Origin of the sequence: Brevibacillus fortis, assembly GCF_003013395.1 — a bacterium.
GTDB classification, from domain to species: Bacteria; Bacillota; Bacilli; order Brevibacillales; family Brevibacillaceae; genus Brevibacillus; species Brevibacillus fortis.
Genome location: NZ_PXZM01000003.1, coordinates 546,683 through 560,596, shown reverse-complemented (window position 1 = coordinate 560,596; position 13,914 = coordinate 546,683). Strand labels below are relative to the sequence as shown.

The 13,914-nt window shown below is 45.9% G+C and carries 14 protein-coding genes; 12 read left to right on the top strand and 2 right to left on the bottom strand.

Annotated elements, in window-relative coordinates; genetic code table 11:
- The first annotated feature begins 125 nt into the window (after positions 1-125).
- From dxs to C7R93_RS04290, 9 genes are all read left to right on the top strand, one after another.
- A complete protein-coding gene (gene dxs, locus C7R93_RS04335; RefSeq protein ID WP_106837630.1) occupies positions 126-2,012 on the top strand; it encodes a 1-deoxy-D-xylulose-5-phosphate synthase in 1,887 nt (628 codons plus the stop codon).
- Positions 2,009-2,827, top strand: coding sequence for a TlyA family RNA methyltransferase (locus C7R93_RS04330; RefSeq protein ID WP_106837629.1), 819 nt, complete (start codon positions 2,009-2,011; stop codon positions 2,825-2,827). The genes dxs and C7R93_RS04330 overlap by 4 nt, the downstream gene beginning before the upstream one ends.
- Positions 2,828-2,955: 128 nt before the next feature.
- Positions 2,956-3,813: an NAD(+)/NADH kinase gene (locus C7R93_RS04325; RefSeq protein WP_106837628.1), complete on the top strand. Its 858-nt coding sequence runs from the start codon at positions 2,956-2,958 to the stop codon at positions 3,811-3,813.
- A gap of 5 nt (positions 3,814-3,818) precedes the next feature.
- Positions 3,819-4,268: a transcriptional regulator AhrC/ArgR gene (gene ahrC, locus C7R93_RS04320; RefSeq protein WP_017248017.1), complete on the top strand. Its 450-nt coding sequence runs from the start codon at positions 3,819-3,821 to the stop codon at positions 4,266-4,268.
- Between the two features lie 16 nt (positions 4,269-4,284).
- Entirely contained in the window at positions 4,285-6,009 is a 1,725-nt protein-coding gene (recN, locus tag C7R93_RS04315; RefSeq protein ID WP_106837627.1) for a DNA repair protein RecN, read from the top strand.
- 196 nt (positions 6,010-6,205) lie between these two features.
- Positions 6,206-7,540, top strand: coding sequence for a SpoIVB peptidase (gene spoIVB / locus C7R93_RS04310; RefSeq protein ID WP_106837626.1), 1,335 nt, complete (start codon positions 6,206-6,208; stop codon positions 7,538-7,540).
- 259 nt (positions 7,541-7,799) lie between these two features.
- A complete protein-coding gene (gene spo0A, locus C7R93_RS04305; RefSeq protein WP_007720793.1) occupies positions 7,800-8,588 on the top strand; it encodes a sporulation transcription factor Spo0A in 789 nt (262 codons plus the stop codon).
- A 391-nt stretch (positions 8,589-8,979) separates the two neighbouring features.
- Positions 8,980-9,294: a hypothetical protein gene (locus C7R93_RS30565; protein WP_244191437.1), complete on the top strand. Its 315-nt coding sequence runs from the start codon at positions 8,980-8,982 to the stop codon at positions 9,292-9,294.
- Positions 9,295-9,561: 267 nt separating this feature from the next.
- Entirely contained in the window at positions 9,562-10,248 is a 687-nt protein-coding gene (locus tag C7R93_RS04290; protein ID WP_106837624.1) for a hypothetical protein, read from the top strand.
- 276 nt (positions 10,249-10,524) lie between these two features.
- Here C7R93_RS04290 and C7R93_RS04285 read toward each other — a convergent pair whose 3' ends face one another.
- The gene (locus C7R93_RS04285) at positions 10,525-10,725 is read right to left on the bottom strand and encodes a hypothetical protein (protein ID WP_106837623.1); all 201 of its coding nucleotides are present in this window, start codon (positions 10,723-10,725) and stop codon (positions 10,525-10,527) included.
- Positions 10,726-10,940: 215 nt separating this feature from the next.
- On the opposite strand from C7R93_RS04285, the gene C7R93_RS04280 reads away from it, so the two are divergent.
- From C7R93_RS04280 to C7R93_RS04270, 3 genes are all read left to right on the top strand, one after another.
- On the top strand, positions 10,941-11,411 hold the full coding sequence (locus C7R93_RS04280; protein ID WP_106837622.1) for a hypothetical protein: 471 nt from the start codon (positions 10,941-10,943) through the stop codon (positions 11,409-11,411).
- A gap of 112 nt (positions 11,412-11,523) precedes the next feature.
- On the top strand, positions 11,524-12,099 hold the full coding sequence (locus C7R93_RS04275) for a beta-class carbonic anhydrase (protein WP_167402432.1): 576 nt from the start codon (positions 11,524-11,526) through the stop codon (positions 12,097-12,099).
- Entirely contained in the window at positions 12,096-12,953 is an 858-nt protein-coding gene (locus tag C7R93_RS04270; protein WP_106837620.1) for a metallophosphoesterase, read from the top strand. The genes C7R93_RS04275 and C7R93_RS04270 overlap by 4 nt, the downstream gene beginning before the upstream one ends.
- A 7-nt stretch (positions 12,954-12,960) precedes the next feature.
- On the opposite strand, the gene C7R93_RS04265 is transcribed toward C7R93_RS04270, so the two are convergent.
- Positions 12,961-13,827: a LysR family transcriptional regulator gene (locus tag C7R93_RS04265; RefSeq protein WP_106837619.1), complete on the bottom strand. Its 867-nt coding sequence runs from the start codon at positions 13,825-13,827 to the stop codon at positions 12,961-12,963.
- Positions 13,828-13,914 lie beyond the last annotated feature (87 nt).

Below are 13,914 nucleotides of genomic sequence, written 5' to 3'. Positions count from 1 at the left end.
ATCAAGCTGAAAATAAGCGCAATAAGGCTCTTGCAAATAAAGGGAAGCCGGGTTTTCTATGGGCTTGATTGATATGCAGCATGCACAATCGCCGGAGAACGAACAGTGGAAAGTGAGGAATACCAATGCTGCTTACTACTATAAATGATCCTCAAGACTTGAAAAAGTGCACGCAACCGCAGCTACATACATTGGCATCGGAGATCCGACAGTTTCTAATCGAAACACTCTCGAAAACGGGCGGTCATCTAGCGCCGAATCTGGGAGTCGTCGAGCTGACGCTAGCGCTGCACTATGTTTTTGACAGTCCCAAGGACAAGCTGATTTGGGATGTCGGTCATCAAGCATACGTACATAAAATGCTGACCGGGCGCCGGGAGATGTTTCCGACCTTGCGTCAGTACAAAGGGCTTTGTGGTTTTCCGAAAATGGTGGAAAGCCCGCATGACGTCTGGGAAACCGGGCATAGCAGCACGTCGTTGTCTGCTGCAATGGGAATGGCGACAGCGCGGGATTTGAAAAAAGAAAAGAACCATGTCATTGCTGTGATCGGTGACGGTGCGCTGACAGGCGGTATGGCTCTGGAGGCCTTGAACCACATCGGTCATGAGCGTAAGAATGTCATCGTTGTGTTAAATGATAACGAGATGTCCATTGCGCCAAACGTTGGGGCCTTGCACAACTACTTGGGTAAAATTCGCTCGACGGAGAACTATCAATGGGCGAAGGATGAAGTCGAAGGATTGTTGAAATCCATTCCGGCTGTAGGGGGCAAATTGGCCAACATGGCTGAACGCTTCAAGGACAGCATGAAGTACTTGCTCGTATCTGGCGTGCTGTTCGAGGAGCTCGGCTTTACGTATATTGGTCCTATTGACGGACATAACATGGAACTGTTGCTGGATACAATGAAGACAGCCAAGCATACAAAAGGCCCTGTACTGATCCATGCCATTACGAAAAAAGGACTAGGCTATGCGCCGGCAGAAGCCGATTCGGTCAAGTGGCACGGTATCGGTACGTATAAAATCGAATCAGGTGATACACCAAAATCTGCACCAACGTATACATCCGTTTTTGCGGATACGATGATGAAGCTCGCAGATGAAGACAAGTCGATCGTGGCTGTTACCCCTGCGATGCCAGCAGGTTCAGGCTTGATCCCATTTGGACAGAAGTACCCGGACAGACTGTTTGATGTCGGGATTGCAGAGCAGCACGCATGTACATTTGCGGCAGGATTAGCAACACAAGGCTTGAAGCCGGTCTTTGCGATTTATTCGACTTTCTTGCAAAGAGCCTATGATCAGTTGATCCACGATGTCGCGCGCCAAAAGCTCAATGTGATTTTCGCCGTTGACCGTGCTGGGCTCGTCGGAGCAGACGGGGAGACGCACCAGGGGATGTATGACGTGGCATTCATGCGCATCATTCCGAATATGGTCATCATGGCACCGAAGGATGAAAACGAACTGCGTCACATGATGAAGACAGCAGTTGAATATAAAGAGGGTCCGATCTCTTATCGTTATCCGCGTTTGCCGGTTCGTGGCGTCAAAATGGATGACGACTTAAAGGTACTTCCAATCGGAAAAGCAGAGATTGTACGCGAAGGCAAAAACGTGGCGATCCTCTCGTTTGGTCACGTATTTGAAATTGCTGAGGCGGCTGTCAATCAGCTTCAAGAAGAAGGAATCAAGCCAATGCTTGTCAATGCACGTTTTTGCAAGCCTTTGGACGAAGAGCTTTTGTTCCGACTGGCGAAGGAAGGCTATGAGATCATTACTGTCGAAGAGGGCTGTGAAATGGGCGGATTCGGCAGCGCTGTCATTGAATGCTACAATCGCGCAGGCTATCATGGAATGAATGTACAGGTTGTTGCGGTACCTGATTATTATGTCGAGCATGGAAGTGTAAAAGAACAGCGGCAAGAGGTAGGGCTCACAGCTGATAATATTGCTGCGCGTGTCCGAGCCTTGATGCCAATTTCGAAGGGCGTAGTGGAAGCATGAGTGTAAGGAAAGAACGGGTAGATGTTCTCTTGGTCGAAAGAGGCCATTATGAAACCAGAGAAAAAGCAAAAGCAGCCGTAATGGCAGGCCTTGTGCAAGTAGCTGGCGAGCGCTGTGACAAGCCGGGAACCAAATTTGCCGAGGATGTTGCGATTACGGTGAAGGGCGAGGTACACCCGTATGTGAGTCGGGGTGGCCTCAAGCTGGAAAAGGCATTGCGGGTCTTTGAGATCGACATGAAGGATCGTGTCATGATGGATATCGGGGCCTCCACTGGCGGTTTTACAGACTGTGCGCTGCAAAATGGTGCGCGACTTGTATACGCTATTGATGTCGGGTACGGACAACTCGCGTGGAGCTTACGACAGGATGAACGGGTAGTGGTCATGGAACGGACGAATTTCCGTCATATGGACCCGGAGGCATTTGAACATGAACGTCCTAATGCGGCATCGATTGACGTATCGTTCATTTCTTTGCGACTGATTTTACCCGTGCTGTACCGTTTTCTGAAGGATGGCGGCGATGTTGTTGCGCTAATCAAGCCTCAATTCGAAGCAGGTAAAGAAAGAGTCGGCAAGAATGGAATCGTACGTGATCCAGAAGTACACGAGAGCGTGTTAACTGACATTGGACAATTTGCCAGTGGATTGGGTTTCGCACTGAAAGGCTTGGACTACTCTCCTATTACGGGGGGAGAAGGAAACATTGAATTTGTTATGCATGTCCAGAAAAGTGAGGGCGGCATGGATTCGGAAGCTTGGTTGCAATGCCTGACAGAGGTAGTTGCTTCTGCTCATGCGAATTTGAAATAGGATGAAAAACCAAAGCCTCGGGAGTTTTGTCACAATCGAGGCTTTTTATTTATGCACGTGAAGTTGTATACTTGTATATGAGGTTGTTCAAGAAGGATTTCCAACCAACCAGTTTTGGGGTGGATCACGTGAAGAAAATTGGAATCATAGCGAACAAAGGCAAGCCCGAAGCACGTATCGTTGCACGGGAACTGCTGTATTTACTTGAGGACAGAGGCGCGCAGGTATTCCTGGATGAACATGTTGCATCAGATGTAGGACATCCAGAACTGGGCGCATCTGTAGAAGAGATGGGGACGCAGGCGGATCTAGTTTGTGTATTGGGGGGCGATGGCACGCTACTCAGAATTGCTCGCCAGCTCGCCGGTCACTCTATCCCGATCTTTGGGATTAATTTAGGCACGTTAGGCTTTTTGTCAGAAGCGGAACCGGAGCATCTGCCTCAGGCTGTAGACAATCTCCTTTCTGGCAAGTACGACATTGAAAAGAGAGCGATGCTGGAAGCGTGTTTGGTGCGAAAAGGAACCACACTGGGGACATACACGGCCATGAATGATATTGGGATTGCAAAAGGATCATTTTGCCGGATCATTCAATGTGCGGTCTTTATGGATGACGAGTACGTCGCAACGTTCAGTGGAGATGGTGTCATTGTCTCTACGCCGACAGGATCAACGGCATACTCACTCTCTGCAGGTGGTCCAATAGTGGCGCCCAATGTGGACATGCTATTACTGACGCCAGTGGCTCCTCATTCTTTGACGGCCCGGCCGATGGTCCTGTCAGGCAATCAAACCATCCGGGTCGAAGTAGATGCCATTCATCAGGAGATGGGCCTGTCCATTGACGGGCAATTTGGTTATCGACTCGAGGGTGGCGATCAGATTTACATTAAAAAGTCACCATGTGTTACCCCGCTGATTAAGTGGAAAAAAGGTGGCTTTTTCGAAGCAATACGAACGAAATTACAAGGGGAATGGGAGTAATCCATATGAACAAAGGGCAACGACATATTCGAATTCGGGATATCATCAGTAATCAAGAGGTGGAAACACAGGATGATCTGGTGGACCGCTTGCGGATTGCTGGCTTTAACGTAACGCAAGCGACTGTATCCCGTGACATCAAGGAATTACACTTGGTAAAAGTGCCGCTCCCTGATGGACGATATAAGTATTCTATGCCTGCTGAACAAAAATTCAATCCACTGCAAAAGCTGAAACGCATGCTTGTGGATTCCTTTATTAGCATTGACCAAGCTGATCATTTTATTGTACTGAAGACACTTTCGGGACATGCGAATGCGGTAGCTGAACTGATTGACAACCTTCCATGGGAAGAAATCATGGGGACAATCAGTGGCGACAACACGATCCTGATTATTTGCCGTTCCAAAGAAAATACCAATGAAGTGACGAAACGCTTAATGGAAATGTTGTAGAAGGTGGTCGCTTGCGATGCTAGTGGAACTCTCGATCCGAAATTTTGCCATCATCAAATCAGTGACGGTCTCTTTCCAAAAAGGCTTAAACATCCTGACAGGTGAGACTGGTGCCGGTAAATCCATCATTATCGATGCGTTAGGTCTGTTGTTAGGAGGCCGGGCCTCGGCTGATTTTGTCCGTTACGGTGAACCTCGTGCAGAAGTGGAAGGACTGTTTGAATTGCCGCCTGGTCACCCTGGACTTGCCGTTTGTAAGAATGTCGGTGTCCAGATTGAGCAAGACGGTATGCTCGTGGTACGCCGAGATATATCGAATCAAGGGAAGAGTATCATTCGAATAAATGGCCAGCTCGTGACCCTCGCTATGCTGCGTGAGTTAGGGCCTTGGCTGGTTACGGTGCATGGACAACACGACACACATATGCTGATGCAGTCAGACAAGCATATCAATTGGCTTGACGCATATGGGGAAAGTGCGTTGGGAGCTGCGAAGCAAGAGTACGGTACCCTGTATGCTGCTTACCGTAAAACCAAGCAAGATCTGGAGCGTATGGCACGTAACGATCGGGAGCTGGTACAGCGCATCGATCTCTTGCAATATCAGCTCGATGAAATTGAGGCAGCAACCCTCACGCCTGGCGAAGACGAGAAGCTCATGCAGCAGCGGAAAAAGTGGATGAACATTGAAAAAGTTTATTCAACGATTCAAGACGCATACCGCGCATTGCATGGTGACCAGAAGGGCATGGATTGGTTAGGACATGCGATGGGAGAGCTAGAGCGTGGTGTGAACTACGAAGAACAGCTCGTGCCGATTTTGGAGACGGTCCAATCGGCATACTACCAGATAGAAGACGTGGTACATAACCTTCGTCAATTGTCGTACCAAATGGATTTTGAACCGGAGCAGCTGGCGGAGGTAGAACGTCGTCTTGATCAAATCCAGTCGTTAAAACGCAAGTATGGCAAAAGTGTTGACGATATTTTGGAGTACGCTGCCACGATTCAGGATGAATTGGATGACATGCATCACTATGAAGATCGCCTCCAGCAGGTAGAAAAGCAATTGCAGGAGTTTGCAGCCGATTTGGCGGTAGAGGCTTTGGAGGTGTCTGTTATTCGTTCCGAATGTGCAGGAAAACTCGCACAAGAGATCGAGCAGCAGCTAAAAGAACTGCACATGGAGCGTGCTCGTTTTGCCATCGATGTCAGACAGACGCCGGATGATGATGGGGTGGAAATCGACGGAATCAAGCGCTTCGTAGATGCGAACGGAATGGATCAGATCGAGTTTTTAATCTCACCTAACCCGGGTGAGCCATTGCGTCCCTTGGCGAAGATTGCATCCGGCGGGGAGCTGTCTCGCGTCATGCTGGCCATTAAAACGATTTTGGCGGGCACAGATCAAGTGGAGACACTCATTTTTGATGAAGTCGACACAGGTGTAAGCGGAAGAGCGGCTCAAGCGATAGCAGAAAAACTCGCCCGAGTCGCTGGACAGCGCCAAGTCCTGTGCATTACGCACTTGCCGCAGGTCGCATCCATGGCAGACGCGCATTTTCTGATCAAAAAGGAAATGAGCGAGAATGAAACGGAGACGCGGGTGCATCGTTTGTCTGATGATGAACGGGTAACGGAGCTGGCTCGCATGCTAAGCGGGGCAGAGGTAACAGCGAAAACAGAAGAACATGCGCGCGAGATGATCACTCTTGGTCGCGAACGAAAGACTGTCAGCTAATTTAAGTTGGCAGTCTTTTTTTCGTGGTTTCTAATGTTCAGAGTGGGTTATTTTCCTGACATAATCCGCTTGGCTGGTGGCAACATTAAAGGTACACAAGGTGGAGGTGTCCCTCATGACCGCTTGCGGTCAAACAAAATGGACTTGACCGTTTTGTTTTGTAGGTGTAGGTAGGGAACGGTAGGAGTGATTACTGGTGATCCGACAAAACAAAAGAAAATGGATGGGAAGTCTCCTTCTCCTCATCACGGCGCTTGTCGTGAGTTCCACCCCGTTCCGCGATCTGTCCTCCTTTCCCCGTGAATTGCGTTTGATGGAAGGGTCCCTCGAGCAGTTACGGGTCTCTGTGCCGGTAATGGGCACGCTAATCAATAGCAATCCTGATATTTTGCACGTTAACGGGACAGAGGCGCGTGAGGTTTCCGTTGATTTGAGCAGACCCATGTCCGTTGAACCGCGAAGGGCTGGGGAAGCCCAATTGCAGGTGAAGTGGCATAACATTCCGCTGACTGCTGTAAAAGTAAATGTATTGCCAGATCTGCGGTTGTACCCTGGTGGACAATCAATCGGGGTGAAGCTGCAAACAGCGGGTGTTTTGGTTGTCGGTCATCATTTAGTTGACGATGGTAAGAACAAGTTTTCTCCAGGTGAACAGGCAGGAATACACGTTGGTGACATGATTATCAAAATGAACGACATGTACATCAATGACATGAACGATGTAAAGAAATTGATTAACGAAACGGGAAAAAAGGATCACTCCGTTCAATTGCTTGTCGTTCGTGGCAAGGAAAAGCTATCGCTCACTTTGCACCCTGCGAAAGACAAAAAAGACAGTGAATATCGTATGGGTCTCTATATTCGGGATTCAGCGGCAGGCGTAGGGACATTGACCTTTTTTGATCCGAATTCCAAAGCGTACGGGGCATTAGGGCACGTCATTTCCGACGTTGATACTGGTCAAGCCATTGTTGTAGGGGATGGCCAGATCGTGCAAGCCAGTGTCACATCGATTGAAAAAGGACAAAGTGGCAACCCAGGGGAGAAATTTGCACGTTTCTACAATGAAAGTGAAGTTCTCGGAAATATAACCAAAAACACCCCTTTTGGCATTTTTGGAAAAATGAAAGACGAGCCCAAACGCAGTTATTATCAAGAGCCGTTACCAATCGCTCTTGCTGAGCAGGTAGAAGAAGGGCCAGCCAAGATTCTTACTGTCGTGGAAGGCCAGAAGGTGGAAGAGTTCGATATTGAGATTGCAAACGTGGTCAAGCAGCATTTTCCTGCAACCAAAGGAATGATCATTAAAGTCACGGACAAACGCCTTTTGGAAAAGACGGGTGGTATCGTACAGGGGATGAGCGGAAGTCCCATCATTCAAAAAGGCAAAATCGTCGGTGCCGTCACCCATGTGTTTGTCAATGATCCTACTTCGGGATATGGCTGCTTCATTGAATGGATGCTTCAGGATGCTGGCGTGAATGTGCGCGGTACTGCTGAATCCCGTACAAATACGAGCAAAGCTGCCTGAATGAAAAGCCGTCACGCGAACGATGCGAGACGGCTTTTCCGATTTTTGCAGTCCTTTGACGAATCGATTATAAATGGATGGATTCTTTGTCGAAATATCAGTTAAATCATTCAATCTTTCGTCATTGGCAGGAATGGAATTTGCTTTGTCGAATAATTTTTATAGAGAAAAGATGGTAAGGACTAATCCTTTTAGATTTGTTAACCTCTAGAACGCCACCTTCTTTCCAAAAGACCGTCCATTGTTAGGAGGAACGACCTTGAGCAAGATTGAAGTGTTGTTGGCAGATGATAACCGTGAATTTGTAAATCTGTTAGAAGAGTACATCAGTAGCCAGTATGACATGAATGTTGTAGGTGTTGCTTACAACGGCAATGAGGTAGTTCGACTGCTGCAGGAACGTGTACCCGATGTATTAATTTTGGATATCATCATGCCACATCTGGATGGCTTGGCTGTTTTGGAGCAAATACAGGCCATGCGCTTAAGTCCCCAACCTAAAATCATCATGTTGACTGCTTTCGGGCAGGAAGAGATTACGAAGAAAGCAGTAGAACTGGGAGCAGCTTACTACATTTTGAAACCGTTTGATATGGAGGTGCTGGCACAGCGCATCCGACAAATCATTACGACCAAACCTGCCTCTTCTTTTGTTTCTTCCGTGAAACCGCAAGCAACCTTGCAAATCCGCGGACGCAATTTGGATGCGAGCATCACCAGCATTATTCATGAGATTGGAGTTCCGGCTCATATCAAAGGTTATTTGTATTTGCGGGAAGCGATTACAATGGTATACAACGATGTCGAGCTGCTTGGTTCGATTACCAAAGTCCTGTATCCCGACATCGCAAAGAAATTCAATACAACCGCTAGTCGCGTAGAACGTGCGATCCGTCATGCGATAGAAGTAGCGTGGTCCCGTGGTAATTTGGACTCCATCTCCAGTTTGTTTGGCTATACGATTTCCAACACCAAGGCGAAGCCGACTAACAGTGAGTTTATTGCCATGGTGGCGGACAAGCTGCGGATTGAAGCGAAGATTAGCTAGGATGTAGATACTCATGTAAACGATCCTTACTTAATACAAAAGGACATTAGCATCTGCGTGCTAGTGTCTTTTTGTATTGGTAGGACTCTAGGATTCGAGATCCTAAGATGCGAAAAAGCAAAATTATTGGAGGTAGTTTTGAAAATTCAATTCTTTCAAAAAAAAATCTGGTTCCACAATCGAAAGTACATTGTTCTAACTCCTACATTTCATACAAGGGATATTTTTGCATGTGAATATGATAAAGATATATATATGATTTTTGGCAATCAATTATCGTTGCAGAATTTAGCTTGTTCTCCTTCATCATTCACTACAGCTTAATACGAATCAGTGGAAAGATCTAAGACAGAAAGTACATCAGCAAAAGGGAAGGGTTAGAAGTTTTGAAGTGAATCCAAGAAAATTTTCTGATTTAGATTATGATGATTATTCAAGGTTCCATTATAAGGAAAATAAAGATAAGATATTGATGAAGCGAGATTATGACACTCTTTTTCTAATAGGGAGCAAAATCGTATTTGAATACGCTTCTGGTTTTTTTGAGCCACTTTCAAGAACGGGAGCAGGTTCGTTTCTTAGGAGTTTTGGTCATGAACACTTTCATTTATATCCATTCACTTTAGACACGCAAGGTCTTAGTGTTGACTATTATGACAAAGTATTGTGGAACAAACATTTAAAAGATAATGAAATAAAAAACTAGAAGAATGGATAGAAAAGCGAGGTGCAAAATGGAAAATCAAAAAGAGCAATGCCCAAAATGTGGATGCAACGAGATTGGAAAAGGGAGGCAACCAAGGAATTCGGGAGTGTTTCCATTAGGGAAGCTTGTTCCTCTTAGTTCTGCGATCATTCATAGTATCTGTACAAATTGCGGGTATGTTATCGAAAGTTATATTGAAGACCCATCGAAATTTAAATACCCGAATACATAGGTTTTATTGAGAATGATTTCAATCGGAGATAAAAAATGAGCAAACTATTATCCTATAAAGAAATTCGTATTAGCTCTTCTACATCGCCTATTGAGTATAAGAGCGCTGGTTATCGTCAAAGGTATCTAGCCATTGAAAGAAAAGAGATCGCCAATACAGGTATTGACTGTGAAACCTGTCTTTTTTATGCCGGCGTATCAGGAATGGATATGAAAAACCCAACAAAAATATCCAACAAATTAAATCAAGGGATACATACACTGGACCAGGATTTCATTTCTGATCTATCCTGTCTCATTCCCAATGGTCATTACGTAGTAACTTTACTAAAGGTGTATCCAAGGGTTAAAAGAGAGGCACATGGGACTGAGTACTATAAGGCTGGGCTAAGGAACATGAGCAGTATGAGGAAAATCGAAGAATATATAGTACCGATACAATCTAGTGAATCATTAAATCCCATATCAATAAATGAGTACATAGAAAGGGTGGATGTAAAAGAAACACCAACGGCATTGAGCATTTCTTTCTTAGATATAAAATATCCACTAAAAGATTTTGATGAGGTATGGGTTTATAGTCATTTTTTATTGGACGGCCATCATAAAATGTTTGCGGCAGGTAAAGCCAAAAAAGCGATTACACTATTATCCTTTTTATCGATTGATGAATCATTCGCAAATAAGGAACAAATAGATAAACTTTTCCATGTTTTAACCTGAGTAGGATAGTCTGTGAAACAAGGGCAGGTCAATTATTGGTTATATGGGCAACACAGGTTTTAGCGTTGGGTATCATCTCCACTTGGATGTAGTTTTTGCAAAATTACTGGAAAGCAGCAGAAAAACTAAGCCGTGTGCAGTGGAAAGAAGTAAAGCCAGGTTATGTTAACCCTGGCTTTGTTTAGAACGTCATGAGATCCTGTGGATATTTCTGTAGCTGGTTACTTTGGGACTTGCTGCGGAAGTATTTTTCAATTCAAATAGTATTTCTGAGGACTACTCAATCCAGTTTGTTCCATGCCTTTGTCTGTCGTTTGACTCGGTTGATAAGGCAACATACCAAATTCCTGTCCCCTCATCAAATCGATCAATGGCTAATACGTAGGCAGGCAGTGGCACTTCTGGTGTGCTTGCCGTTTCACTACAAGCAGGAAGGATTAGTGCTATTGCAAGGAGTAAGGCTAGTTTTAATTTCAAGCTGCGACTCTCCTAGTTATGTTTTTAATGATTTTACCGAATTTAGGAAATATATAGGGATAGATCGATTGATATGGAAATGTTTGGTATAATTGTCGTGAGACTGATATGATCAGTAAAAAACATCTCTTTTCCAAAAAGGAGGGGGATGTTACTTTATGTATCCTGCAAAAGCAAATAAGGCATGAACTACTCTATCCGGAGGAATTGAACCAATGTGCCTAGAATTAATCGTCATGATAAAAGAAACACCAGGATTTGAACCTAAGCCGCTACTCTCTCCTTATGTTTTGTCAGGCAAGCTGTCACGCGAAAATAGCCCTCATTTTTTCAAGCGTTTTCCGAAAAGGCAGGGATGGTGGGTGACAACCGAAGAGGGTTGCGCTTGCAGATTTAGCATTTCCAAGCATCCTGATAAGGTAAAACTCGGAATGTACCCGGAAGAGGAGAGGCCTCGTCATTATCAAAGATATGTAGAGGACTATCAAAAAAGCATGACCAGAATGATGCAGCTACGTGCGTGGTGCGAGGAGCTACTTGATCACGACAAGACGCAGGTTGAACTGTATGGTCTATGGATGGGTGACAAATTCACAAAAAGAGAACCAATTTACGCGACGATCGAACACCTCTTTTCACCAAAAAAATTTCGTATAGACGAGCAACATTACATCCTGACCAGATGAAATCTCGATAAGAAACTGCCACAGTCCCTTGCGAGATTTTGATCCTCCTATGTAAAATAGAAAGCAGACAACACATAAACATACTACTAAGAGCGAGGCAGGTGCTGTGAAAGTGCGCAATTTGGATGAAATTCTCGCATATAACCGTGAATTTGTGGCGAATCAAGAATATGAAAAGTATCAAACAACCAAGTTTCCTGATAAGCGTCTGGTCGTACTCTCTTGTATGGATACCCGTTTGGTTGAACTCCTACCGAAAGCCATGAACATGCGCAATGGGGATATCAAGCACGTAAAAAGCGCCGGGGCAATCGTGTCCCATCCTTTTGGAAGTATCATGCGCAGTATACTTATTGCGATCTACGAATTGAATGCTGAAGAAGTGATGGTGGTCGGGCATTATGACTGCGGGATGAGTGCGATAGACAGCAAACGCACGATGGAGAAGATGCTGGAGCGAGGAGTCTCGGCTCAAACGTTTTCCACACTTCAACATGCAGGGATCAACTTACATAAATGGCTGCACGGATTCGATCGTGTAGAAGAAAGTGTGAAAAATAGCGTAGAAACGATTAAAAACCACCCGCTCCTCCCACCAAATGTGGAGGTCCACGGTTTACTCATTGACCCGGTTACCGGACTATTGGACGTTGTCGTGAATGGGTATGAGGCGAACGGAAAACAGTGAATGATCCAAACCTTGCCCCCATTTCACGGAAAACATTTCTCCATAAAATCACGAAATGGGTAGGTGGATTGATTGGCCTCGGTGTAGCGACTGGCGTGTACGGTCATGTCTGGGAGCGAAAAGCTCTTGAGATTGTGCGATTGTCCATCACGATACCGGGATTACCTGAAGCCTTTAAGGGAACAAAGCTTATTCAATTCAGTGATGTCCATCTCGGTCATTATTTTGAACCTAAAGACTTACAATCCGTTATAGAAATGATCCAGAGCGAAAAGCCGGATTTGATTTGCTTCACGGGAGATATCATTGATGAAGTGACGCGACCTCTGTTCGCCGCCGTCCCACTTTTCAACCAGCTCCTGGCCCCATTAGGCAAATTCGCCGTTTTGGGCAACCACGATTATCGAGCTGGTGAACAACAAAAAGTTCGGGATGGGCTAGTCGCGTCTGGATTCGAGGTGTTGGATAATCGGCATGTAGTCGTGCACAAAGATGGCCAGCAGTTATACATGGCTGGCGTCGATGATGTTTTCTATGGCGTACCTGATCTTCCACGGGCGTTGGAAAATATCCCGCCGGAGGGCAGCGTTATCTTGTTGGTGCATGAGCCTGATTTTGCTGATATCGCGTCAGAGCATCCCGTGCATCTCCAACTGTCCGGTCACAGCCATGGCGGACAAGTGCGCTTGCCCTTCATTGGTCATCTTCTGGTGCCGCAATACGGACGTAAATATGTACAAGGACTGTATCAGGTAGGTGGCATGGCTGTGTACACCAACAGAGGGTTGGGTACGACGATCTTACCTGTTCGTTTATTTTGCCGCCCAGAGCTTACGGTCATAACGCTACATTGAACTTTTATTAATAATGTTCCTTGATCCATTGGACGAATTGCTGGAAAGCATCGTCCTCTTTTTTTGGATGCAGGTAGGCGATGAGTGTAGGGCGTACTAATTCACCGTTTGCGAAATCGTATGCGACCAATCTTCCGGTCGCTAACTCGTGTTGTATGGTTCTTTCCGGAAGGATCGTGATTCCTAGCTGGCGTTCGACCATTTTTTTAACAGCATTAAAGCTGTCGAGTTCCATAATAATATTCGGAAAAACTCCCTGCTGTGCCAGATAGCGGTCAATCCGTTGGCGATAGGGAGCGGTGTGATTCCCGAAAACAATCATTTCCTCAGTTCCCCATGCCTGAAAACCAGGAAACTCGCTAGCCCAAGGATGGCTGGGCGCCATGACGAGCAGGAGCCGATCACTGGGAAGAAATTCTTGATGGATATGTGGATGATACATTTCACTCCCGAGGAAGGCAATATCAGCCGTTCCCGTTAGCAGAGCGCTGAGGGATTCTTCGTACAACGTAGAACGGACGTAGCAAGTAAAGCCCGGATGAGCAATACGGTACTCCCCGATCAGTCGCGGCAGCTCATAGGCGACAAAAGCCTTTCCTGCGACGATGTTCATCGATTGGCGCTGTTCTTTCTCTTGGATAAAGGAGCGCATTTGCTCCACGATGTTCGTAGCAACAGGTAGTAATCGACGTCCTTCACCTGTGAGACTGACCCCTGAGGCAGTGCGAACAAATAGCGCACTCCCAACCTGGCGCTCAAGCTGCTTCAATCGGTGCGTCAGTGTTGATTGCGCCAAAAACAATGCCTGTGCAGCACGATTAATTGATCCATGACGAGCAATCGTCAAAAATACCTCAAGACTTTCTCGATCCACTGTTAGTTGCCTCCTATTCAAATTCTCGATAACTAGTTATCTGTATTCTATAACAAGGATGACAAACATTGGAATATGATTAGGGCA

Coding starts and splice junctions, on each gene's coding strand:
- recN (WP_106837627.1), top strand. CDS start 4,285: ATGCTAGTGGAACTCTCGATCCGAAATTTTGCCATCATCAAATCAGTG.
- ahrC (WP_017248017.1), top strand. CDS start 3,819: ATGAACAAAGGGCAACGACATATTCGAATTCGGGATATCATCAGTAAT.
- C7R93_RS04330 (WP_106837629.1), top strand. CDS start 2,009: ATGAGTGTAAGGAAAGAACGGGTAGATGTTCTCTTGGTCGAAAGAGGC.
- C7R93_RS04280 (WP_106837622.1), top strand. CDS start 10,941: ATGTGCCTAGAATTAATCGTCATGATAAAAGAAACACCAGGATTTGAA.
- C7R93_RS04290 (WP_106837624.1), top strand. CDS start 9,562: ATGAGCAAACTATTATCCTATAAAGAAATTCGTATTAGCTCTTCTACA.
- dxs (WP_106837630.1), top strand. CDS start 126: ATGCTGCTTACTACTATAAATGATCCTCAAGACTTGAAAAAGTGCACG.